Source organism: Butyrivibrio proteoclasticus P6B7 (assembly GCF_000622085.1).
GTDB classification, from domain to species: Bacteria; Bacillota; Clostridia; order Lachnospirales; family Lachnospiraceae; genus Butyrivibrio; species Butyrivibrio proteoclasticus_A.
This window is the reverse complement of the sequence record NZ_JHWL01000011.1, coordinates 105,004-129,626: the sequence shown is the minus strand read 5'-3', so window position 1 is coordinate 129,626 and position 24,623 is coordinate 105,004. Positions and strand designations below refer to the sequence as shown.

Below are 24,623 nucleotides of genomic sequence, written 5' to 3'. Positions count from 1 at the left end.
TATTAGAATTGGAGTAAGAAATGGTAGTACTTGATCAGATGAAAATTGAGATCCAGAATCTGCAGGATACACTTAAAGAAGTTACTGCTTCTCTGGATTTGAATACTAAGAAAAAGATAATCGAAGAGCTTTCACGTGAGATGGAAGAGCCTAATTTCTGGGACAACGCAGAGAAGGCCAACAAGAAGACAAAAGATCTTAAAAACATGCAGGATCTTGTTGAGACAATCGAGAAGCTCAATAACCAGTATGGTGACATCATCGATCTTATCGATATGCAGAATGCAGAGGGTGTTGATGATGACGATATGGCAGCAGAGATCAGAGCTGAGCTTGATGAGTTTGAGACAACTCTTGAGAACATTCGTATCAGCAACCTTCTCAACCAGCCATATGATAAGTATGATGTAATCCTTAGACTTAACGCTGGTGCAGGCGGAACAGAGGCTTGTGACTGGGCATCAATGCTCTATCGTATGTACACAAGATGGGCAGAGAGAAAGGGCTTCACAACAGAGGTTCTTGATCTTCTTGATGGTGATGAAGCTGGTATTAAGTCAGTTACATTCCAGATTTCAGGAACAAATGCTTACGGACTTCTTAAGTCTGAGCACGGTGTTCACAGACTTGTTCGTATCAGTCCATTCAATGCACAGGCTAAGAGACAGACTTCTTTCGTATCATGTGACGTAATGCCAGATATCGAAGAAGATGTTGATATTGAAATTAATCCAGATGATCTTAGAATTGATACATACCGCTCAAGTGGTGCCGGTGGACAGCACATCAACAAGACATCATCAGCGGTTCGTATCACACATATTCCTACAGGTGTAGTTGTTGCCTGCCAGAATGAGCGCTCTCAGTTCCAGAACAAGGACAAGGCTATGCAGATGTTGAAGGCTAAGCTCTTCATCATGAAGCAGGAAGAGAACCAGGCTAAGCTTGATGGTATCCGTGGTGAGGTTAAGGATAACGCATGGGGCAGCCAGATTCGTTCCTATGTCCTTCAGCCATACACAATGGTTAACGACACACGTACAGGCTTCAAGGCATCTAACGCGGACGGCGTTCTTGATGGCGACCTTGATCCATTCATCAATGCATACCTTAAGTGGCTCGCAACCGGCGGTAAGCCAGTTGGTGACACAACTGAAGAATAAAATTAAAGCCTTCGGCATTTGCCGGAGGCTTTTTTTAAACAACCACAACCTTGTTGCGGCCAGTGTTCTTGGCTTTATAGAGGGCGTGGTCCACGTTTTGGATGGTCTTTGAGAAGTCGCCGGTGTACTTGGAGACGCCGACGGAAATGGTGAATGGAACGGGGGTATCGTCGGAGGATTCGATGTCGCGACGGAACTGCTCCATGCGGGCGCAGGCATTGTTAACGTCGCAGTTTTTGAAGATTATGATGAATTCCTCACCACCGTAGCGGATGACGTAGTCGTTCTCGTGGGTTTCCTTGGCCAGCTTCTGACCCATGTATAGGAGGGTCAGGTCGCCAGTATAGTGACCGTGCTCATCGTTGACCTGCTTGAAGAAGTCGATGTCCAGCATGGCGATGGCAACAGGGACATTTTCCACATTTTTAAGGGCATTCTGAGTAACGATCTTTTCAAGAAGGTGTCTGTTGTAAACCTGGGTCAGTGGATCTGTTACCATGGCAAGCTCAAGCTGCTGCTGAACTCTGTAGTGGTCTAAGTAAAACAGCATCAAAAGGAAGTGAGATAGAAATACTGCCAGAGCACATGGAATTTGCAGAGCCAGGATTATATCAAGGTTAGTATAGTGATTAAAGGAATTTGAGATAAAGATCTCTGCTATAAACAAAAGGGAGGAGTATAGGCTCTCTTTTGGCTTGGATACGAAGCCCACAGTCAGGAAGATGAGGTTCATAATGATGAAGCCTTCGCTGGCGTGGATTTTATTCTCAAGATGATAAATAGACCAGATGGTGGCCCATATAATGGCGTGGGTTAAGAAGTGATCCATGAATACAGTTACAGCCCTTGAGTGGCATAGCTGTGTGACTATAAGGAAAATAGCTATTGAAAAAAGAATGGAAAATCTGGGAATTAAAGTTGGAGAAAAGGACCCATTTAGAAGGTAATCAGAGTAGATAAAGGTAATTGAAACAAGGGCTCCAATGATAACGCTGATTCCAACGTAGCCCTGATAGTATTTACACTTGGACTCATAAAAATCGGCCATGTCGCGAGCGTCCATGGTCTTATAATCCCTATATAAATTCAGCAAAGTTCTTGCATTATCAATAATCTTCATTTCAACACATAACTCCTCTGTACATATTGTACTCGGAATAACGCAAAATTAAAAGCAAAATTAAGATAACATTAATAAAGGGCTGTAACTTCTGTGATATTTCCTGGCTTATCCACCTTAAAGGACCAGATGGAGTGACCCTGCAATCTGTGCTCTGTAAGAAAATAGGTATCCCCAACCTGAGACATGTAGTAAGGTGTTCCACCGCCAATGAAATACTGTGAATAAACATCCTCATAATTACCCTTGGCAAGGTCTTCAAAGGACTTGGTGCGCACGAGAGTGGCGTAATCCTGTGAACCATACTTGTCAGTTGATGAGGAGATATAGTAGTAGTCGCCGATAGGCATTATCTGTACCATTCCAGCAAGCTCATCCGGAACGTCGTAAGCTCTTTTTACAGAAAGGTCAGAGAGGCTGCAGCACAAAACCTGTGAGGTGTAGCCACTAGAACTGTCGTCGCTGACTCCTGATACGAAGTAGATGTCGCCATCGATAATGGAAAAAGATCTAACGTAGATGCCGTCAAGCTCTGGAATCTTCTTGATCTCTGTAAGGTAGATCCTGGTGGAATCGGCGGTGTGTCTAAAGCAGTAAAGCTCTCCGGTTATGGAGCTCCAAACGTAGAAGGTGTCGGTGACCTCATCGTAAACGGTGTAATGAGGGCGAGAGCCCACGTTGTAGAGGGCCTGGGTGTTGATGAATTTGCCGTCCTCCTTTTCATAGACCAGGATTCGGTTGTTCTCGGTGTCGTCGATGATATAGACCTTGCCGTCGCTGGCTATGGTGTGGGGCTGTGTCACGTCGCTGGACATGATGTACCACTGGTTGAGGGGAGCGCCCAGATCTTCGGAGTAGATGACTCTGTTGTGATAGCAGTCTACGATGAACCAAACGTCATCAACGCAGGTTACATAGGTTGGGACGCTTAGAGCCGTATCATAATTAAGGGACGGCTGATAATTCTCAGCCGCCTCTTTAAGATTTTCTCCAGATGCAGTTATTGTGGATATCTCCAGGTAGTTGGAACCATCGAAAGGCTCAGCCTTGGTGGCCTCCTGATTAGATGACTTATTAGCTGTGCAGCCGGTTAAGCAGGCAAGTAACATGGTAAAAGTTAATAGAAGTGCCATTCCGGCTTTGTTAATTCGATTCATTGTAGCTGTATTCCTTTAATAATTCTCATTTTCTATATCAGAGGCTTCACGCTCAAAGTCTGTGGCCTGTTCTTCATTGCCAAGGGCTCTATAGCATCTTGCCAGGGCAAGTCTTGGAATTGAGCCGCTCTTCTTGATATCAAGAATGCTCTTGCATTCATAGGCGGCGTTGAAGTACCAGACAATGGCCTCGTCGTAATCTTTTTTAGCAAAGTAGTAATCCCCCAGCTCAAAGCACATCTCGCTGGACATGTCTGTGGTGGCATCCTTAAGGGAGTACTTAAGAAGCGCTTCTGCGTCGTTCTCAAGGACGGCGATGTGGGCCAGAACGCAGCTGGCTTCCTTAATCTCGTCAAGGCCTCTGTTGTTGTCCATGACGGATTCTGTGAAGAACTGCTTAGCCTTTAGGAAATCGTCGGCTGTGCCTGCCATGAACAGCTCTCTGGCGTACATGTTGTGGAGCCTTTGTGAAAAGACATAGCCCTCTGCGGTGGCTTTTCTGAAGGACTCCAGGTCACGGCCTGCGTGGCTTTCCTTAGGTCTATGGATAATCTCTATCTCGCTGTTGGAAACAACAGGGTCAAGAGCTACCTGTTCGTGTATAGGATCCTGCCAGATGAAGTGGCGGACTCTCTTAAAGAGCTTGGGTCTAAGCTCTCTGTCGTAATTGTAAACAGTTCTGAAGGACAATTGATTGCAGTAGTACATCTGGACGATGTCCACGTTGAGCTCGCCGATGTCGATCTTAAGGTCCTTAAATCTTCTGCGGTTCTCTTCATCCAGCTCTTCGTCAGCGTCTGCAGAGTAGATGTAGTCGCAGGTTGCAAGAGAAAAGGCATAGTTACGGGCATCGCTAAAGCTTCCTGTCCACTTGAAGTTGTAGACCTTGGCTCCATAGGCTTTGGCTATCTCGATGGTCCTGTCAGTAGAGCCTGTGTCAACGATGATCATCTCATCCACAATTCCCTCAAGACTCTTAAGACATGTGCCAAGACTTGCTTCTTCGTTTTTTACAATCATGCAAAGACTTACTGTGACCATTTAAGCACCTCCGCTTTTCAATCACCTTGAATCCCTATATTATTAATGTTATCATGCTATAATTCATAGGTAAAATGTTTTTTGCATTAATTAGGAATAGAAGGTGCATAAATATGTTGGATTTTTATAAGGGAAAAAGAGTTCTGATCACGGGCCACACTGGGTTTAAAGGGGCCTGGCTCTGCAATATTCTCACCATGGCAGGAGCTGAGGTGTATGGATATGCACTTGCTCCAGAGGGTAATGAAAATCTCTACACTATTTCCGGCGTGGACAAAGAGATCACATCCTGCATTGGGGATATCAGGGACTTTGATAAGCTTAAGGAGTTCTTTGAAAAGGCTCAGCCTGAGATTGTGATGCATCTGGCTGCCCAGCCTCTTGTTAGGGACAGCTATGAGGATCCAAGGTACACTTACGAGACCAATGTTATGGGAACAGTTAACATCTGCGAGTGCGTGAGGAATAGCAAGAGTGTCAGATCTTTTCTCAATGTGACAACAGATAAGGTATATCTTAACAGAGAATGGGAATGGGGATACAGAGAGGATGAGATGCTGGATGGCTTCGATCCATACTCTAATTCCAAGTCATGTTCTGAGCTTGTGACCCATTCATACATCAATTCGTTCTTTAACCAGATGGGGCTGGCGGTTTCCACTGCCAGAGCTGGTAATGTAATAGGTGGCGGCGACTTTGCCAAGGACAGGATCATTCCTGACTGCGTAAGAGCTGCAGAAAAGGGCACTTCACTGGTTCTTAGGAATCCTGATTCCACAAGACCTTTCCAGCATGTGCTTGAGGCTCTTTCAGCTTATCTTATGCTGGTTCAGAAGCAGTATGAGGACAAGAGCTATGCGGGCTTTTACAATGTGGGACCTAATGAGGGCGACGCAGTAACTGCCGGTCATATTGCAGATCTTTTTGCAAAGAGCTACAAAAAGTGCGGCGGCGGTGAGATCAAGATTAAGATTAAACCTGACGGAGGCCCACACGAGGCTAACTTCCTTAAGCTTGACTGCTCAAGGATCAAGTCAAGGATTGGCTGGAAGCCTAACTGGGACATCGATATGGCTATCGAGAAGACAGCTCTTTGGACAGCAAGGTATTTTGAGGGTGAGGGCAGAGATGCCACAAGAGAGCAGATAAGGGAATATTTTAGTGAAAGGAATATGTGATAATGAATAAGGATATGTCAGCTATGAAGGCTGCTAGAGAAGAAATAATGGAGCTTGTAGTTAAGTACTACAACGAGTTTTTGAAGGTTGATAACGAGGGCTTTACAGAGGGAGACAGAATTCAATACTCAGGAAGAGTCTTTGATGAGAAGGAAGTTGTTAATCTTGTGGATTCTTCATTGGACTTCTGGCTTACAGCCGGCAGATATACTGACGAGTTTGAAAAGAGATTTGCAGAGCTCCTTGGAGTTAAGTATGCAAGTCTTGTTAACAGTGGATCCAGCGCTAACCTTAACGCATTCATGGCACTTACAGCGCCAGAGCTTAAGGAGAGACAGATTAAGAGAGGCGATGAGGTTATTACAGTAGCCTGTGGATTCCCTACAACAGTTGCACCAATCATGCAGTACGGCGCAATTCCTGTATTCGTGGATGTTACTGTTCCTGAATATAACATTGATGTTACTAAGCTTGAGGAAGCTCTTTCTCCTAAGACCAAGGCTGTTATGATCGCACACACTCTTGGTAATCCATTTGATCTTAAGGCAGTTAGAGAGTTCTGTGATAAGCATAATCTCTGGCTTGTTGAGGATAACTGTGATGCTCTTGGTTCAGAGTACACAATTGACGGCGAGACCAGATTTACAGGCTGCTGGGGTGATATCGGAACTTCCAGCTTCTATCCACCACACCACATCACAATGGGTGAGGGCGGATGTGTTTATACTAACAACGCTCTTCTTCACAAGCTGGTTCGCAGCTACAGAGACTGGGGAAGAGACTGTGTATGCCCTCCAGGAAAGGACAACTTCTGCGGAAGAAGATTTGACGGTACTTTCGGACAGCTCCCACAGGGCTATGACCACAAGTACGTTTACTCACACCTTGGCTACAATTTAAAGGCAACAGATATGCAGGCAGCAGTTGGCTGCGCTCAGCTTGATAAGCTTATTGGCTTTGCTGATGCAAGACGTAAGAACTGGGACAGACTTTATAAGAACCTTGAGGACCTTTCAGATGTTCTTATTCTTCCTAAGGCTTCAGACAATAGCAAGCCATCATGGTTTGGGTTTATAATGAGTGTTAGAGAGGATGCCAAGAAGGCAAATGGTGAGGCTATTACTAGGAACAGCATCACTAAGGCTCTCGAAGAAAACAACATTCAGACAAGACTTTTATTTAGCGGTAACATCATCAAGCACCCATGCTTTGATGAGTTTAGAGGAACAGATGCTTACAGAGTTGTAGGTGGTCTTGATACAACAGATTTCATCATGAACAACGCATTCTGGATCGGTGTATATCCAGGAATGAACGATGAGAAGATTGACTTTATGGCAAGCGTGATCAGAAAGGCTTGCGGCAGGTGATCCTATGAAAAAGGCGATTGTCACTGGCGCTTACGGATTTGCAGGCGCTAACCTTGTACGAGAGCTTCTTGATGACAACTATATGGTTTATGCAGTTGGCCGCAAGAAGTCTTCCCACAATCAGAGATTTCAGGAGTCTTCTGAGCTTAAGAAGATCTGTCTTGATATGTCTGAATTCGGGAAGCTTTCAGAGCTGGTGGAGGTTTCTGAGGGCGATGAGGTGACAGTTTTCCACCTGGCCTGGGGCGGCGCAAGGGATGACTTCGAGGCCCAGTACAAGAACGTGGAGGCTTCTCTTTCTCTTATGGAGGCAGCTGGCAAGCTGGGAGCAAGGTTCGTTGGAATCGGATCCCAGGCTGAGTACGGTGTAAAGAACTGTATTATCACAGAAGATCTTTTACCAGAGCCCTTTACAGCCTATGGTGCTGCCAAGATCGCAGCCTTTTATCTGCTTAAGAGAAGGGCCCAGCAGCTTGGAGTTCACTTTGTGTGGGGCAGGATCTTTAGTCTTATTGGCAAATACGAGCCAGAGGGCCGCATGATTCCTGAGCTTATGGCTAATCTCCAAAGTGACCAGGTGACCAATCTTAGCTCCTGTGAGCAGTACTGGGATTATCTTGATGCTGCTGATGCGGCAAGGGCAATAGTTCTTTTAGGTGAGAAGGGACGAGACGGCGAGGCCTACAATATCGCTTACGGATCCTACAGACCGCTTCGTGATTTTTGTATAAAAGCTGCAGAGATTGCAGGCAAAGACGAGAGTTTACTTAAGTTTGGCAATAGACCTGAACCCTTCGTATCTCTTAAGACTTCCATCGATAAGCTTAAGGCAGATACAGGGTTTGAACCTAAGATTTCTTTTGAAGAGACCATCAGGAGGTACTATCTGAATGTTTGAGAGGCTTGAGGAGTTAATTGCAACAGGCGATTACAGAGAAGCTCTTTTTGAGTATCAGGAGTTTCTGGGCAGGGTCAAGGACTTTGATGATGCCACAAAGAGTAGATTCTATACCCTTGAGGCTTCCATTTGGGAGGGACTTTTTGATGTGGGTGCGGAGCTATCTGCCATCCAGAAGGGTCTTTGTGCAGATCCGGAGAATTACGAGCTCTTTTACATGCTATATTTATATTATTCCAATATTAACGCCAGCAAGGCATTTCTGTGCCTTGAAATGGCGTTATTTTATTGCCCTGAAGGGGACGATAAGGATTATATGCAAAAAGAGCTGTCGGATTTCAGGAAAAGGCCCGATGTGCGGGTAAGAAACGTCAGTGTTATGATCTTGTCCTACGAGGATTCGGAGCTTTTGAGGCTTTGTGTTGAGTCGGTGGAGGACACAATGCCAGCTGGAAGCTATGAGATTGTGGTGGTGGACAACGCTTCTAAGGATGAGACGGTTTTAGAGTATCTTAGAAGTAAGAAAAATGAAGCAGATTATAGGTTTGAGATGGTGGAAAGCGGCGTGAATCTTGGCTTTCCAAAGGGATGCAATTTAGGAGTATTACACTGCGATTCTGGCAATGATATCTTTTTCCTTAACAATGATGCAGTCCTTATGAAAAACGCTCTATTTTGGCTCAGAATGGCTTTATATGATGATATAAATGTGGGGGCAGCCTCTGGTATTTCCAACAACGCTTCGTTGCAGACTATTGACCCTATTTGCTTTGAGGAGTTTGCTGGTGAATCCTTGGAAGAGGACTGGCATAAGAAGCTGGGAATTACAAGGAGCCTTCAGGTGTTCAGGGATTATGCAAAGCACAATAGTGGGTTATTAGATATCTCTTTTGAACCGAGATTTAGGTTCACGGGCTTTGCGGTGCTACTGTCCAGGGATGCCATGAGGTTTGTGTGCCCGGATGGAAAGGTCTTTGATGAGGTGTTTTCTCCTGGGTATTTTGAGGATGATGACCTTGGAATCAGGATTGCCAGGGCAGGATATAAGCAGTATTTGTGCAATAATGCTCTGATCTATCACAATGGTGGAAGCGGCTTCGAGGGCCACGAGGATGCCTTGGAAAAGAGCAGGCAGAAGTTTGTGGATAAATGGGGCTTTGATGTGTGGGAGTATTACCTTCATGACAGTGAGGCTATTTCCAAGGTGCTGGATTATTACGAGGAGAAAAAGAGGCCTCTAAGAATTCTTGATTTTACCTGCGGCTTTGGGGCCAATAGCTCTTTTATCAAGGGATGCATGAAGGATGCATATGTGGCAGGGGTGTGCAACAGTAGCTTCGCTGCGGGAATTGCCAGGAATGTGGCGGATGAAGTGGCTTATGGAGAGCTTAATACCACAAGGCTTCCTTTTAAGGATCATTCTTTTGATGTGGTGATTGCAGACAGGGAGAGTGTCAGCAAGCTCAGGGCGGCCCAGTATCTTAAGGAGGACGGACTTCTTGTGGGATACGAGGATCAGAAGCAGGAAGTGGATATTAACATGTTTTCCGGGGCAGATGGCAATGTTGGAGATGTGTCTGTTTTGACGGAGTAATTTGTGGTATTATCTATATAATGATACTTTTTGCAGCGGGAGATTATCTGAATGAATTGTCCTAATTGTAATAAGCAGTTAAATAACAACATCAAGGATAATGTGAATTTCTGCCCATTCTGCGGGGCTAAATTATTCGAGGCTGGCAAGGATTATCTTATCACTATTGCGTGTGCTGGACAGAGGCATAGCGTTGCTCATGATATGATGGTTTTTGTGGATGATAGCGAGCTGTATAAAGTTAAGCCTGGCGAGAGTATCTGCTTTAGCGCCCGGGCTGGATTTCACAATCTGAAGTTCAGGCATAATATCAGGAATAAGTCCATTCAGCTGCTTCTTTCAAGTGATTATGATATAAAGGCTAATTACAATACCCTTACGGGACTTATTGAGACTAATGTGACCAAGGTGGATCCTAAGGATGTGCCTGCTGCTGGTCGCGGACAGGTCAAACTTACTAAGCCTGAGATGGTGTCCCAGAATGGAGGCAAGGATTTTGATGTGCTTCTTGGGGAGGACGAGCCTGAGATAGAGATCAGAGCTACAAGTGGTTTTAAAGAGGGTATTCTAAGGCTCTATTCTGAACGACTTGAGTTTACGTCCGACACGCAGCTCAAGAAGGAAGTGGTTTTGTATAAAACGGTGTCCGATGTTCGCAAGAAAATGGGCTCTGTGGACATTCAATGTGAGGGAAATGTGCATAAAATTTATAGTATTCCGAAAGATAGCTACAATGAAGTTATAGCATTTTTGACCAATAGAATTGAGGCTACAAGGGGCTTCTGAGGAAACCGATGATTAGTGGGAAACTAAATTTCATACATTAATGTTTAACAAACAGCATTTTATGCTGTTTGTTTTTTCGTTAATTTTTGTCTAAATTGTCCGTGATAAATTTATCAGGTAGGATGTCGTGAACGGTAAAAAGTCTTTCAGTATAACAATGAATTGTGAAAAAAGTGTGAACACTTTCGCAAATTCTTGTTATCAGTCGCATTTTCGTTAAAATGCCAAAAATTAGTCGTCATTCTTTATAAAAATTTATACGAAAATTCCCCTAAAAAGTGAATGACGAAAAACCGTCTATGTGGTAGACTTGTTTGTGCAAAAGGAAAGACTTTCGCAAGATTTAAATAAATTAGGAGGTAATGACATGACAAAGGCAGAGATTTTAAAGAAGGAAATCTTACAGCAGTATAAGAGTGTCAGACAGTTTGCAATAGATATGTCTATTCCATACAGCACACTTGTTACAGCATTAGATAGGGGAATTGAGGGAATGGCTTACGGAACAGTTATCAAAATGTGTGATCGTTTGAATCTTAACCCAGTTGACTTTTCTACTCTTGAGCAGGGCACAGATCTTGGCAAGAAGATTGTTGAGAACCGTGTAATGCAGCAGTACGTTAAGCTTAACAAGGCTGGACGTAAGAAGATCCTTGACATGATGGGTGATTTCTCACAGCTTGATAAGTACCAGGCACAGGACTAATTTGTATTTCCTTTAATAGAAATTCATAATGTGTTATAATCTCTGCGGACTTTGAATTTGGTCCGCAGAGATTTTTTGTGTAATGGGATTTGGACAGTTTGCACAAATGTCTATTTCAAATAAATAGTTCTTTTAACAGGAGATAATACATGAAATACGATTACTTAGTTGTGGGAGCCGGTCTGTTCGGCGCTGTGTTTGCAAGAGAGATGGCTACAGCCGGCAAGAAGGTTCTTGTAATAGATAAAAGAGATCACGTTGCTGGTAACATCTATACTGAGAACAGGATGGATATCAATGTTCACAAGTATGGTGCTCATATTTTCCATACATCTGACAAGGAGGTTTGGGAGTATGTGTGCAGATTTGCAGAGTTCAACAACTACATCAACAGCCCAGTTGCTGTTTACAAGGATGAGCTCTACAATCTTCCATTCAATATGAATACCTTCAGCAAGATGTGGAATATCAGAACTCCTGAGGATGCTAAGAAGATCATTAAGGAGCAGGCTGATAAGGAAATCGAGAGGATCAACAGTGAGAAGGGCACAGATACCTTCTCTGCAGATAATCTTGAGGAGCAGGCTCTTAGTCTTGCAGGCCGCGATATCTATGAGAAGCTTGTTAAGGGCTACACTGAGAAGCAGTGGGGAAGAGACTGCAAGGAGCTTCCAGCCTTTATCATCAAGAGACTTCCGATGAGATTTATCTATGATAATAACTATTTTAATGACCGTTTCCAGGGTATTCCAATGGGCGGATATACAGCAATGGTTGAGAGAATTCTTGATGATGCCAATATTACTGTTAAGACTGGCGTTGATTTCTATGATTTCATTAAGATGGAGGGCAGTGTTCCAGCTAAGCCTTTCGAGAGCGTATCCGGTGATGAGTTTGAGAAAGTTCTTTTCACAGGTATGATCGATGAGTTCTTCGGCTACAAGCTTGGTACTCTTGAGTACAGATCCCTTAAGTTTGAGACTAAGGATCTTCCTGATGTGGACAACTTCCAGGGTAACGCAGTTGTGAACTACACTGAGCGCGAGGTTCCATACACAAGAGTTATTGAGCACAAGCACTTTGAGTATGGTCAGGGTAAGGGCACTATAGTAACTTACGAGTATCCTGCCACATGGAAGCACGGCGATGAGCCTTACTATCCAATGAATGATGAAAAGAACAATTCTCTTTATGCTAAGTATACTGAGATGGCTAAGGAATATTCAGGAATTCTCTTTGGTGGAAGACTTGGACAGTACAAGTACTACAATATGGATCAGGTTGTGAGAGCAGCCCTTGATATGGCTGCAGAGCAGTGAACTTGTGGCGGCCAGTCTGATCTGAGTTTAAGAGCACGCATGAGTGTGCAGATGAATAATAATAAATAAGAAAGAAGCAGTGAACGTCTTAAGTCCACTGCTTCTTTTTCGCTGCTGCCATCTTCGTGGCCACAGCATTTATAAGATCAAGTCACGATGCTGCAGCAAGGTGACTTAAGCGTGAATTATCACGCCCTTATATGCCTTAACAATAGTTGTTGAACATCATTCCTGAGTATTCGCTGGTGATGTATGGCGATGTGTAATCCTTACTATCAGGGTTCTTATAGTTAACAACTGGTCTGTCTACGTACTTCATAGGGTCAACAGAGATATCTTTTGTCTTAGCTATGAGTGCGTCTGCAAAGTTTTTAACCGGTTTAAGGGAGGCTTCGCTTTCTGGCCCTGAGATCGCCTGTTTAAGCATTTCTTCATCTATAGAAAGGGTTCCGTCTCCTTCAAGCTTTATTCCGATGTCTTCGATGCCGGTCATGTACTGCTTGGCGATTCCTATGATCTCGGATTTAAGCTTGTCACCTTTAAACTTCTGGGTTTCAATATCGGAAGCTCCTGTGACGAATGCGTTGTAGTTGGATACTAACGAATCTATGTGGTTCATCAGGGCTTCGTTATCTTTTTTAACACCTACATGAATGTCCTGGCCAGGCTCTGTCACGCCCTTTAACTGGAGTTCGAACTTGCCGCCAACGGTGAATTTGTTGGATATGGATGTTCGGTCTTCTCCATTTAATGTAAAGTGAGCGTTGCTGGCTGGGCTGGATATCTTATCAAGACCAAGGTAATCAACTGAGCCTGTCCTTAGGCCGCTGGCTGATTCATATACCTCGAACTGTGAGCCTTCTCCTGCCTTAAGTCCTGTATGTGAAGAGGTGAGAACCAGAGCGGATCTGTTCTGATTATCCTCTTTTATACTTGCTTCTACGCCTATGCCTGCTTTGTTGATGAGTTTTTCCAGCTTCTCCTGAACGTCGATGTTGCGATCGTTCTGATAGATGCTGAACTGGAACTCGAATTCCTGGTTGTTGATCTTAAGATCAAAGGCGTAATTGTCTGGTGGTAATCCTGTTGAATCCTTAGGAAGATATCTTCCTGTATTGACCTGTTCGGATGCAAGTGAAAGAACGTTGATGTCAAATCCCAGGTTTTCGAGATTTCCATCAGGAGCTTTTCCTATATAAGAAGCTGTTACAGTGTCCTGGTCAGTTGTGTACGCAGACGAATGATCAAGAGAAGATTTATCCTCTTGATTACTTAAGCGTACTATATTTCCCTGGAGCTGCCTTGCTCGTTCTTTTATATCAATAGCATCGTTCCTTGATGCGTCGTCATCCGTCAACAGATAGAGAGGGGACTTTTTATTGATCTTTGCAATTGATTTGTACACATCGCGAAGCTCATCTTTACGATGGGCATCAGCCTGTGATACATCCTTGGAAACATAATCTTGTATGAAATGGTTATATGCGCCATTTAGAGAAATTCCTGCCATTGTCTGCCCCTCCTTTCTTCCTTGATAACGTACGAGTAAATTTCCTTTGCCAATCCATTGACATCAGTCGCACGAGGGCATTCAAAGCCACGTTTAGTTACTTTTATTCTACTTAAATATCGTCAATTGTCAAGCGATTAAATCATAAAAAAGTATAAAGAAGCCGCATAAATACTGGTTTATGATTACTCTTTTTCAATATATGGTATAATTTGTTAAAAGAGCTACTACATATATAGAAGTGTGCAAAAAATTATTTATAGAAATATTATAATTGGGGTTGAAAAATTTTTTTCCATCAATTAAAATGACAAAATTGAAAATGTGATTGACGGAATTATGCGTGTATGTTATATTAGACAGGCGACATGAATTTTTAGGTCTTTTTTTTATGCCAAAAAATAGTATAAATATGGCGCGCACACAGGATTTAAGCGAATTTTCAAGAATTAATATTAACGCGCGGAGGTGAATTATGCGTACAAGAATTACATTAGCATGTACAGATTGCAAGAATCGTAACTACGACACAACTAAGGATAAGAAGACACATCCTGATCGTGTTGAGATGAAGAAGTATTGCCCATTCTGCAAGAAGCACACAATGCATAAGGAAACAAAGTAATTTCATCCTTATTAGGAGGGAGACTACGGGTATGGAAGAAACCAAGGTAGTAAGCAATAGCTCAGAAACTGAAACTTCAAAGAAAGAGACATCTAAGAAGGAGTCATCCAAGAAAGAGACTTCTAAGAAAAAAGCCGCTGAGAAGGAAGGCTTCTTTTCTAAGATTGGTGGATTCTTCACAGGAGTTACAGCTGAATTTAATAAGATCATGTGGACTTCAAGAGAAGACGTTGTTAAGCAGACAACAGCCGTTGTAGTAGTATCTGCTATCAGCTGCGCATTGATCGCTTTATTGGATATTGCTTTTGAATATGGAGTTGATAAACTAGTTCACTTATTCAATAGTTAAAGGAGAAAACATGTCAGAAGAAATGGAAAAGAATCTCGAGCAGGCTGAAGAGATTTCTGCTGATGTGACTGCAGAAGAGAATTCAGCGGAAGTTTCTAACGATGAGGCTCAGGCAGAGAATTCCAGTATTAACGAGAATGCTCGCTGGTATGTAGTTCACACATATTCTGGTTATGAGAACAAGGTTAAACAGAACCTTGAGAAATCCATTGAGAACAGACATCTTAAGGATAAGATCCTTGAGGTCAGAATTCCTTTACAGGATGTTGTAGAAGTTAAGAATGGCGCTCGTAAGAACGTGCAGAGAAAGATGTTCCCTGGTTATGTTCTTGTAAATATGGACATGAATGATGAAACTTGGTACGTTGTTCGTAATACACGTGGTGTAACAGGTTTCGTAGGACCAGGAAGCAAGCCTGTACCTCTTACAGATGCTGAGATCAAGCCTTTAGGAATCAAGACAGATACAATCTCTGTTGATTTCGGTGTTGGCGATGAGATCGCAGTTATCGCAGGTGTTTGGAAAGATACTGCTGGCGTTGTTCAGAGAATGGATTTTGGTAAGCAGACAGCTACAATCAATGTTGATCTGTTTGGCCGTGAGACACCAGTAGAGATCAGCTTCGCTGAAGTTAGAAAGATTGATTCATAATTAATTGATATTCGATGCGAGAGCATATGAATATATAGCCTACGTAAGTGGGCACGTAACCGCTGAGTGGGAGTGCTGCTTAGCAGCATGTCCGACCACATATTTTCAGGAGGTGCCATAATGGCAAAGAAAGTCGAAGGATATATTAAGTTACAGATCCAGGCTGGTAAAGCAACACCAGCACCACCAGTTGGACCAGCACTTGGTCAGCATGGTGTAAACATCGTTGAATTCACAAAGCAGTTCAACGCTCAGACAGCAGATAAGGGTGACGTTATCATCCCTGTTGTTATCACAGTTTATGCAGACAGAAGTTTCACATTCATCACAAAGACTCCACCTGCAGCAGTTCTTCTTAAGAAGGCAGCTAAGATCCAGAAGGGATCAGGAGTACCTAACAAGACTAAGGTTGCAACTATTTCTAAGGAAGAGATTAGAAAGATTGCAGAGACAAAGATGCCTGACCTTAACGCTGTTGACATCGAGGGTGCTATGAGCATGATCGCTGGTACAGCACGTAGTATGGGTATCGTAGTAGAAGACTGATGGAGGATGAGAGATGAAACACGGAAAGAAATACTTAGAAGCTGCTAAGCTCATTGACAGAACTCAGCAGTATGAAGCCGCAGATGCAATAGCTCTTGTTAAGAAGTCAGCTACTGCAAAGTTTGATGAGACTGTAGAAGTTCACATCAGAACAGGTTGTGACTCACGTCACGCTGATCAGCAGATCAGAGGTGCTGTAGTACTTCCTAACGGAACAGGTAAGACTGTTAAGGTTCTTGTATTTGCAAAGGGAACAAAGCTTGACGAGGCTCAGGCAGCTGGCGCAGATTACGTTGGCGGCGAGGAGCTTATTCCAAAGATTCAGAACGAAGGATGGCTTGATTTTGACGTTGTAGTTGCTACACCTGATATGATGGGTGTTGTAGGACGTCTTGGTAAGGTTCTTGGACCTAAGGGTCTCATGCCTAACCCTAAGGCTGGCACAGTTACTATGGATGTAACTAAGGCAGTTAACGATATCAAGGCTGGTAAGATCGAGTACAGACTTGATAAGGCTAACATCATCCACGTTCCTGTAGGAAAGGCATCTTTCTCAGAGGAGCAGCTTGAGCAGAACTTCAACGCTCTTATGGATGCTATCACAAAGGCTAAGCCTTCATCAGTTAAGGGTCAGTATCTCAAGAGCATCACTCTTGCAACAACAATGGGCCCTGGTGTAAAGGTTGTTTCAAACAAGTATTAATTTGCATAAATGCTTAATTAGAAGCAGGTCACTTAGTGACTTGCTTCTTTTTTGTTGCTTTGCTTCAGCTTTTTCCATGCTTTTGTGGTAAACTATAGGCTATGAGAAAAGTTGAGGGATATAATAACAAACATAATAAAAAGCTCTTTAGAGTATTTGTGCTTACGCTTGGAATAATACTGGCAGTGGGGTTGCCAGCTCTTTTTATAGTTAAGACTGTTAAGGATGGCGGCAAGGCAAGTAGTGGACTGTCTCTTGGTGGATGGGAGAGTATTCCTGAGGCTGCCATGGCTGAGAATGCAGCTATTACTGATGAGGAGTCGGCTAAGAAGGCTGCCATAATCTATGAAGGAGATGAGGATTATACTCATGTTATCGGTACTGCATCAGATGATACAGTAACTATCGGATTTGCTGGGGATATTCTTTTTGATTCTGAATATGCGGTTGGAAATGCTTTTAAGATGAATGGGTACAATGCCCAGGGTGTCATTGGAGATTCCTTGCTTGAGAAGATGCAGGCTGTGGACATTATGATGGTGAACAACGAGTTCCCATATTCCTATGGCGGTGCTCCTTTGGCAGGTAAGACATATACCTTCAGGGCAGATCCAGTGTCTGCGCAGATTCTTGGGCAGATGGGAGTAGATCTTGTGGGACTTGCTAATAACCATGCCTATGACTATGGGCAGCAAGCTCTTTTGGATACATTTTCAACCCTTAACGATCACGGGATCTCTTATGTGGGAGCGGGCTCAAACATTGACGAGGCCTCACATCCTGTGTACTATATTACAAGTAATGGCATGAAAGTGGCGATTATATGCGCTACTCAGATTGAGAGGCTTAATACTCCTGATACTAAGGGGGCTACAGAGACTAGTCCAGGCGTATTCAGGTGCCTTGATGATTCTCTTTTACTGGACAGGGTAAGAGAGGCCAGAGAGAAAAATGCTTATGTGGTGGTGTTCATTCATTGGGGAACTGAGAGCACTACAGAGATAGATTATCTTCAGGAGCAGCAGGCTCGGGAGATAGTGGATGCGGGAGCCAACATTATCATTGGAGCTCATCCACATATTCTTCAGAAGATTGATTATATTAACGGTGTTCCTGTGGTTTATAGCCTTGGAAATTACATTTTCAATTCCAAGACTCAGGATACAGGAATGGTTGTTGTTACTTTGCATACCAATGGTAGTACCAACCTTCAGTTTGTACCTGCCATTCAGAGCGGCTGCTCTGTAAACGAGGCTACGGGCTCAGAGTATTCAAGGATTCTTAATAGTATTGCAGGGATGTCATCACATATCAATATTGACGGGAATGGATATATAAGTCAGAAGTAGGAGTTTTGATATGGGGAAAAGAGCTAAAGGTAATCCCTTATGGACAAGGGATTTTACTATAATTACTGTAGGCAGTATTGTTTCAATGTTTGGAAACAGCATGACAGGCTTTGCAATGAGCCTTATGGTCCTGGATTACACAGGGTCCACCATGCTGTATGCGATATATCTTTCTATGTATACGATTCCGCAGTTACTGGCGCCAATCGTGTCTGGGGCAATTCTTGACAGATTTTCCAGGAAAAAGATGATATATTCTTTAGACTTTGCCATGGCGGGGCTATATCTTTTTGTTGCCCTGATGCTAAAGAGTGGATGGTTTAACTTCGCAGCGTTTGCGCTGTTTACATTTATTGTAGGATGCGTGAACAGCACATATATGGTGGCTTATGACAGCTTCTATCCACTGCTTATCACAGAGGGCAATTATTCTAAGGCCTATTCCATCGCCAGCGTTCTTGAGACCTTTGCAACCTTCATGGTTCCAGTTGCTACTTTCTTTTATGGTAAGATTGGAATTGCACCTCTTCTTATGATCAATGCTGTTTGCTTTTTTGCAGCAGCTGTTTTGGAAACCAGGATTGGTGCGAAGGAGGAATATATAGACAGGCAGAAAAGAGCTATTGCTGGAGAGTCTGCCAGCAAGATTTCCAGAGTTCTTATGGATATCAGGGAGGGTTTTGAGTATCTGCTTTCAGAGAGAGGTCTTTTAGCAATTGCTGTGTATTTCCTGTTTTCATCTATGGCCGGAGGGGCAGCAAGTGTAATATGTCTCCCATATTATAGGGATCATTATATCTATGGAGAATACGTATACATGGGAGTCTTTGGCATGAGCTTTGTTGGAAGGGGGGTGACAGGTCTTTTCCATTATATGTTCAAGATTCCTGAAAAGTATAAGTTCCGTATAGCGATTGCAGTGTATGTGATCATAGGACTCTTTGAGGGAATGTATCTGTTTGTACCGTTTCAGTTTGCTATGTTCCTGGCATTTATTGTTGGTGTTGGCGGCGTTACCAGCTATACTATCAGGATTTCATCAACCCAGAGCTATGTTCCCGATGAGAAGAAGGGACGATTTAATGGGGCATTTCAGGTGCTGAGTACTACCGGAACTCTTATTGCGGAGCTGGCGGCCGGAGCTATGACTGTGGCTATGAGTGGCAGAGCAGTTCTTTTCCTTTTTGAAATGCTCAGCGTTATCGCTGCTGTGGTGGTGATCGGTGGTAACAAGCGCTTTGTTGAAAAAATCTATAATAGGAATATGTAAAAACGCTTGACATTAATTTTGAGTTATGATAAATTATCTAAGGTTGTCTAGAAGATAGACAAGAAAGCCGAAGACAGTAGGTGTTCCGAAAGGGACATAATGATTATCGCCTACCGAGGAAAAGTTATATTTGAACTTTTTGCCTCTCGATGTCTTCGAGAGGTTTTTTCGGCGGTAAATTCTATAAGGAGGTAAAGAAATGGCAAAGGTTGAACTTAAAAAGCCTGTAGTTGAAGAGATTTCAGAGAGAATTAAAGACGCTCAGGCTGTCGTACTTGTAGATCACCGCGGACTTACTGTTGCACAGGATACAGAACTTCGTAAGAAGCTTCGTGCAGAGGGAGTTTCATACAAGGTTTACAAGAATACGATGATGAACTTCGCATTCCAGGGAACTGATTTTGAGCAGCTCAAGGATCTTCTTAATGGACCTAGTGCTATGGCTGTATCTGAGAGTGATCCAGCAGCTCCAGCACGTGTTCTTTATGAATTCGCTAAGACTGCTAAGGCTCTCGAGATTAAGGGTGGTGTTATAGAAGGTAAGTTCTATGATGCTCAGGCTATGACAGAGATCGCAGCTATCCCTTCAAAGGAAGTTCTTCTTTCAAAGTTGCTTGGCTCTATGCAGTCACCTATTACCAACTTCGCTCGCGTTATCAAGCAGATCGCAGAGAAGAATGGAGAAGGCGCTCCAGCAGCAGAGGAAGCACCAGCTACAGAGGAAGCTCCAGCTGAGACAGCTGAGGCACCAGCAGCAGAGTAATTGTTTACAGGCTGCATAATGGACATATAGATGTCCGGTAATCAATTAAACAAATTATAAATTATACTATATGGAGGTATATAATAATGGCAAAGTTATCTACAGCAGAAATTATCGATGCTATCAAAGAGCTTACAGTGCTCGAGTTAAATGATCTTGTAAAGGCTTGTGAGGAAGAGTTCGGCGTATCTGCAGCAGCAGGCGTTGTAGTTGCAGCAGCAGGTGCTGGCGCAGCAGCAGGCGAAGAGAAGACAGAGTTCAATGTTGAGCTTACAGAGGTTGGTCCTAACAAGGTTCCTGTAATCAAGGTTGTTCGTGAGATCACAGGTCTTGGTCTTAAGGAAGCTAAGGAACTCGTTGATGGAGCTCCTAAGATGGTTAAGGAGAACGCTTCTAAGGCAGAGGCTGATGACATTAAGGCTAAGCTTGAAGAGCAGGGCGCAAAGGTTACTCTTAAGTAATCTATTGAATTGTCATTATAAAGAGCTAGACATGATTACATGTCTGGCTCTTTTTTCTTGTCAAAAAGTGCTTGACATGACCTTCCGTTAGTTATACAATGGAAAATGCACTATTGTGGTGTGGTGGGTCTTTTTGTGCCTTTTTACAAGAGACCTGATAACACTAAAAAAATTTAGAACGGGGTGAATGTCAATGGAAAAAAACAGATTACATCCTACCGGCACTGGTAAGAACATGCGTATGAGCTTCCAGCGTCAGAAGGAAGTCCTGGAGATGCCAAACCTGATTGAAGTACAGAAGAACTCATATCAGTGGTTTCTTGACGAAGGCTTGAAAGAAGTCTTTGACGATATCTCTCCAATTGAGGATTACGGCGGAAAACTCAGTCTGGAATTTGTTGATTTCAAGCTTTGTGAAGACGAGATCGACAAGAATAAGAACACGATTGAGAAATGTAAGGAGAGAGATGCAACATTTGCTGCACCTTTAAAGGTAAAGGTTCGTCTCCACAATAAGGAGAAGGATGAAATCACAGAGCATGAAATTTTCATGGGTGATCTTCCTCTCATGACTGCAACCGGTACCTTTGTTATCAACGGAGCTGAAAGAGTTATTGTCAGCCAGTTGGTTCGTTCACCCGGTATTTATTATGATATTACATACGATAAGATCGGTAAGGAGCTTATGTCATGTACTGTTATCCCTAACAGAGGTGCATGGCTTGAGTATGAAACCGATCCTAATGACGTATTCTATGCACGTGTAGATAGAACAAGAAAGGTTCCTGTAACTGTTCTTGTTAGAGCACTTGGTATAGGTACAAACGAGGAGATTCTTGAACTCTTTGGTGATGAGCCTAAGATTCAGGGAAGTTTTTCTAAGGATTCTTCTACAGATTATCAGAGTGGTCTTCTTGAACTCTATAGAAAGATCCGTCCTGGTGAGCCACTTAGTGTTGAGAGTGCAGAAAGTCTTATCAACGCTATGTTCTTCGACCCTAGAAGATATGACCTTGCTAAGGTTGGTAGATACAAATTTAATAAGAAGTTACATTTCAAGAATCGTATTAATGGACATGTTCTTGCTGAGGATGTTGTTGATGAGACAACAGGCGAGATGATCGCATCTGCTGGTACTAAGGTAGATAGAGCTCTTGCTACTGAGATCCAGAACTGTGCTATTCCATACGTTATCCTTCAGGAAGAGGAGAGAAACGTTAAGGTTCTTTCTAATATGATGGTAGATATCACACACTTTATCGAGTGTGATCCTGAGGAGCTTGGAATCAATGAGAACGTATACTATCCAGTTCTTAAGGAAATCCTTGACGAGTACACTGCTAAGAACGATCCAGAAGGTCTTGCAGAGACTCTTAAGAAGCGTGTTCATGATCTTATTCCTAAGCACATTACTAAGGAAGATATCATTGCTTCTATTAACTATAATATTCATCTTGAGTATGGTATTGGTAACGATGATGATATCGATCACCTCGGTAACAGACGTATCCGTTGCGTAGGTGAGCTTTTACAGAACCAGTATCGTATCGGTTTATCAAGACTTGAGAGAGTTGTTCGTGAAAGAATGACAACACATGACACAGAGGAGATTGCTCCTCAGACACTTATTAACATCAAGCCAGTACAGGCTGCTGTTAAGGAGTTCTTCGGTTCATCACAGTTGTCACAGTTCATGGATCAGAATAACCCTCTTGGTGAGCTTACACATAAGAGACGTCTTTCAGCCCTTGGTCCTGGCGGTCTTTCAAGAGATAGAGCCGGATTCGAGGTTCGAGACGTTCACTATACACACTATGGTCGTATGTGTCCTATCGAGACACCTGAAGGACCTAACATCGGTCTTATTAACTCACTTGCTTCTTATGCAAGAGTTAATGATTATGGATTTGTTGAGGCTCCATACCGTAAGGTAGACATGTCAGATCCTGAGAATCCAAGGGTTACTGACGAGGTTGAGTACCTTACAGCGGATGAAGAAGATAATTACCATGTAGCTCAGGCTAACACTCCTCTTGATGAGGAAGGCCACTTCAAGAAGAACAGCGTTTCAGGTCGTTATAAGGAAGAGACTTCCGAGTATCCTAAGACAATGTTCGAGTACATGGACGTATCTCCTAGAATGGTATTCTCAGTTGCTACAGCACTTATCCCATTCCTTGAGAACGACGATGCTAACCGTGCGCTGATGGGATCAAACATGCAGCGTCAGGCGGTGCCACTTCTTACTACTGAAGCTCCTGCTGTAGGAACAGGTATGGAAAGAAAGGCTGCTGTTGACTCTGGAGTATGCGTAGTTGCTAGAAAAGCTGGTACTATCGATTTCGTAGATAGCAAGCTTATCCAGATGACATATGATGATGGTGAGAAGGAAGAGTTCCACCTCATTAAGTTCCAGAGATCTAACCAGAGTAACTGCTACAACCAGAGACCTATCGTATTTAAGGGCGATCACGTTGAGGCAGGTCAGGTTATTGCAGACGGTCCTTCAACATACCAGGGAGAACTTGGTCTTGGTAAGAACCCTCTCATCGGTTTCATGACATGGGAAGGTTACAACTACGAGGATGCTGTTCTTCTTTCAGAGAGACTTGTTCGTGATGATGTTTATACATCTGTACATATTGAGGAATACGAGGCAGAGGCTCGTGAGACCAAGCTTGGACCAGAAGAGATCACTCGTGATGTTCCTGGTGTTGGTGATGATGCACTTAAGGATCTTGACGATCGCGGAATCATCCGTATCGGTGCTGAGGTTCGTGCCGGTGATATCCTTGTAGGTAAGGTTACTCCTAAGGGAGAGACAGAGCTTACAGCTGAGGAGAGACTCCTTAGAGCAATCTTCGGTGAGAAGGCTAGAGAGGTTCGTGATACTTCTCTTAAGGTTCCTCACGGTGAGTACGGTATCGTTGTAGATGCTAAGGTATTCACAAGAGAGAACGGTGATGAGCTTTCACCTGGAGTAAACCAGGCAGTTCGTATCTATATCGCTCAGAAGAGAAAGATCTCTGTTGGTGATAAGATGGCTGGTCGTCATGGTAACAAGGGTGTCGTTTCTCGTGTACTTCCTATCGAAGATATGCCATATCTTCCAAACGGTAGACCACTTGATATCGTACTTAACCCATTGGGCGTACCTTCCCGTATGAATATCGGACAGGTCCTCGAGATTCATCTTTCACTTGCTGCGAAGGCACTTGGATTCAATATCGCAACACCTATCTTTGATGGTGCTAACGAGAAAGATATTCAGGATACCCTTGAGATGGCTAATGACTATGTCAACAGCACATGGGATGAATTTGAAAAGAAATATAAGGATCTTGTAGATCCTGAAATAATGAAGTATCTCTATGACAATAGAGATCACAGAGAGCTTTGGAAGGGTGTTCCAATCAGATCAGACGGAAAGGTTCAGCTTCGTGATGGTAGAACTGGACAGAAGTTTGATTCACCTACAACAATTGGACACATGCATTACCTTAAGCTCCACCACCTTGTTGACGATAAGATCCACGCTCGTTCAACAGGTCCTTACTCACTTGTTACACAGCAGCCTCTGGGTGGTAAAGCTCAGTTCGGTGGTCAGCGTTTCGGTGAGATGGAGGTTTGGGCTCTTGAGGCTTATGGCGCAGCTTATACACTTCAGGAAATCCTTACAGTTAAGTCTGATGACGTTGTAGGACGTGTTAAGACTTACGAAGCTATCATTAAGGGAGACAACATTCCTGAACCTGGTGTTCCAGAGTCCTTCAAGGTTCTTCTTAAGGAACTTCAGTCACTTGGACTTGATATTAAAGTTCTTCGTGAAGACAATACAGAAGTTGAAATTATGGAAAGCGTTGATTACACAGATTCTGACTATCGCTTCGAGATGGAAGGTGATACTTCAGGACGTGATTACAGTCAGGAATCATTCGGTGCTAACGGATTCTCACAGCAGCATTTCGATGACAGCGGTGAACTCGTATCTGAGGAAGAAGAAGTTTCTGATTCAGAAGATTTCGACAGTTACGATGATGCATCTGATGATGAGTAATTGATT

22 protein-coding genes and 1 other annotated feature are annotated in these 24,623 nt (G+C 43.3%); of the genes, 18 read left to right on the top strand and 4 right to left on the bottom strand.

The genetic code is table 11. The features are described 5' to 3' along the window. The first annotated feature begins 20 nt into the window (after positions 1-20). Positions 21-1,163: a peptide chain release factor 2 gene (prfB, locus tag T541_RS0109805; RefSeq protein WP_026652567.1), complete on the top strand. Its 1,143-nt coding sequence runs from the start codon at positions 21-23 to the stop codon at positions 1,161-1,163. Positions 1,164-1,197: 34 nt separating this feature from the next. Here the strand turns inward: prfB and T541_RS0109800 are convergent, their stop codons facing one another. From T541_RS0109800 to T541_RS0109790, 3 genes are all read right to left on the bottom strand, one after another. Next, on the bottom strand, positions 1,198-2,283 hold the full coding sequence (locus T541_RS0109800) for a GGDEF domain-containing protein (protein ID WP_026652566.1): 1,086 nt from the start codon (positions 2,281-2,283) through the stop codon (positions 1,198-1,200). Positions 2,284-2,354: 71 nt separating this feature from the next. Further along, on the bottom strand, positions 2,355-3,440 hold the full coding sequence (locus T541_RS19320) for a hypothetical protein (protein ID WP_051538183.1): 1,086 nt from the start codon (positions 3,438-3,440) through the stop codon (positions 2,355-2,357). Positions 3,441-3,455: 15 nt separating this feature from the next. Then, the gene (locus T541_RS0109790; protein WP_026652564.1) at positions 3,456-4,481 is read right to left on the bottom strand and encodes a glycosyltransferase; all 1,026 of its coding nucleotides are present in this window, start codon (positions 4,479-4,481) and stop codon (positions 3,456-3,458) included. A gap of 113 nt (positions 4,482-4,594) precedes the next feature. Here T541_RS0109790 and rfbG point away from each other — a divergent pair, with 113 nt between their 5' ends. The 7 genes from rfbG (at position 4,595) to glf (ending at position 12,332) form a co-directional block, all read left to right on the top strand. Then, positions 4,595-5,659 (top strand): CDP-glucose 4,6-dehydratase, encoded by a 1,065-nt coding sequence (gene rfbG / locus T541_RS0109785; RefSeq protein ID WP_026652563.1) that lies wholly within the window; start codon positions 4,595-4,597, stop codon positions 5,657-5,659. A gap of 2 nt (positions 5,660-5,661) precedes the next feature. Beyond that, positions 5,662-7,029 (top strand): lipopolysaccharide biosynthesis protein RfbH, encoded by a 1,368-nt coding sequence (rfbH, locus tag T541_RS0109780; protein ID WP_026652562.1) that lies wholly within the window; start codon positions 5,662-5,664, stop codon positions 7,027-7,029. Between the two features lie 4 nt (positions 7,030-7,033). Continuing rightward, a complete protein-coding gene (locus T541_RS0109775) occupies positions 7,034-7,927 on the top strand; it encodes an NAD-dependent epimerase/dehydratase family protein (protein WP_026652561.1) in 894 nt (297 codons plus the stop codon). After that, the gene (locus T541_RS0109770) at positions 7,920-9,521 is read left to right on the top strand and encodes a glycosyltransferase (RefSeq protein WP_026652560.1); all 1,602 of its coding nucleotides are present in this window, start codon (positions 7,920-7,922) and stop codon (positions 9,519-9,521) included. Before T541_RS0109775 ends, T541_RS0109770 begins: the two co-directional genes overlap by 8 nt. 51 nt (positions 9,522-9,572) lie before the next feature. After that, positions 9,573-10,307: a zinc ribbon domain-containing protein gene (locus T541_RS0109765; RefSeq protein ID WP_026652559.1), complete on the top strand. Its 735-nt coding sequence runs from the start codon at positions 9,573-9,575 to the stop codon at positions 10,305-10,307. Between the two features lie 367 nt (positions 10,308-10,674). Continuing rightward, complete coding sequence (locus T541_RS0109760; protein ID WP_026652558.1) at positions 10,675-11,013, top strand: hypothetical protein; 339 nt, start codon at positions 10,675-10,677, stop codon at positions 11,011-11,013. 149 nt (positions 11,014-11,162) lie between these two features. Beyond that, positions 11,163-12,332 carry a UDP-galactopyranose mutase gene (glf, locus tag T541_RS0109755; RefSeq protein WP_026652557.1) on the top strand — a complete coding sequence of 390 codons (1,170 nt, stop codon included), beginning with the start codon at positions 11,163-11,165 and terminating at the stop codon, positions 12,330-12,332. A 205-nt stretch (positions 12,333-12,537) separates the two neighbouring features. Here glf and fliD read toward each other — a convergent pair whose 3' ends face one another. Next, a complete protein-coding gene (gene fliD / locus T541_RS0109750) occupies positions 12,538-13,842 on the bottom strand; it encodes a flagellar filament capping protein FliD (protein ID WP_026652555.1) in 1,305 nt (434 codons plus the stop codon). Between the two features lie 475 nt (positions 13,843-14,317). Between fliD and rpmG the strand changes: the two genes are divergently transcribed. The 10 genes from rpmG (at position 14,318) to T541_RS0109700 (ending at position 24,617) form a co-directional block, all read left to right on the top strand. Continuing rightward, positions 14,318-14,467, top strand: coding sequence for a 50S ribosomal protein L33 (gene rpmG / locus T541_RS0109745; RefSeq protein ID WP_026652554.1), 150 nt, complete (start codon positions 14,318-14,320; stop codon positions 14,465-14,467). A 31-nt stretch (positions 14,468-14,498) separates the two neighbouring features. Continuing rightward, positions 14,499-14,816 carry a preprotein translocase subunit SecE gene (secE, locus tag T541_RS22065; protein ID WP_081779927.1) on the top strand — a complete coding sequence of 106 codons (318 nt, stop codon included), beginning with the start codon at positions 14,499-14,501 and terminating at the stop codon, positions 14,814-14,816. A 10-nt stretch (positions 14,817-14,826) separates the two neighbouring features. Continuing rightward, positions 14,827-15,468 (top strand): transcription termination/antitermination protein NusG, encoded by a 642-nt coding sequence (gene nusG, locus T541_RS0109735; protein WP_081779926.1) that lies wholly within the window; start codon positions 14,827-14,829, stop codon positions 15,466-15,468. A 120-nt stretch (positions 15,469-15,588) separates the two neighbouring features. Beyond that, complete coding sequence (gene rplK, locus T541_RS0109730; RefSeq protein ID WP_013281686.1) at positions 15,589-16,014, top strand: 50S ribosomal protein L11; 426 nt, start codon at positions 15,589-15,591, stop codon at positions 16,012-16,014. Between the two features lie 13 nt (positions 16,015-16,027). Continuing rightward, complete coding sequence (gene rplA, locus T541_RS0109725) at positions 16,028-16,717, top strand: 50S ribosomal protein L1 (protein WP_026652551.1); 690 nt, start codon at positions 16,028-16,030, stop codon at positions 16,715-16,717. 101 nt (positions 16,718-16,818) lie between these two features. Then, positions 16,819-18,066, top strand: coding sequence for a CapA family protein (locus T541_RS19315; RefSeq protein WP_051538182.1), 1,248 nt, complete (start codon positions 16,819-16,821; stop codon positions 18,064-18,066). Between the two features lie 10 nt (positions 18,067-18,076). Further along, positions 18,077-19,336, top strand: a complete 1,260-nt coding sequence (locus T541_RS0109715) for an MFS transporter (protein WP_026652550.1) — start codon at positions 18,077-18,079, stop codon at positions 19,334-19,336. Between the two features lie 49 nt (positions 19,337-19,385). Further along, positions 19,386-19,515: a sequence feature (ribosomal protein L10 leader region), on the top strand. A 20-nt stretch (positions 19,516-19,535) separates the two neighbouring features. Then, a complete protein-coding gene (gene rplJ / locus T541_RS0109710) occupies positions 19,536-20,099 on the top strand; it encodes a 50S ribosomal protein L10 (RefSeq protein ID WP_026652549.1) in 564 nt (187 codons plus the stop codon). Positions 20,100-20,185: 86 nt separating this feature from the next. Then, positions 20,186-20,560 (top strand): 50S ribosomal protein L7/L12, encoded by a 375-nt coding sequence (gene rplL, locus T541_RS0109705; RefSeq protein WP_026652548.1) that lies wholly within the window; start codon positions 20,186-20,188, stop codon positions 20,558-20,560. A gap of 193 nt (positions 20,561-20,753) precedes the next feature. Beyond that, a complete protein-coding gene (locus T541_RS0109700; RefSeq protein WP_026652546.1) occupies positions 20,754-24,617 on the top strand; it encodes a DNA-directed RNA polymerase subunit beta in 3,864 nt (1,287 codons plus the stop codon). Positions 24,618-24,623: the final 6 nt, after the last annotated feature.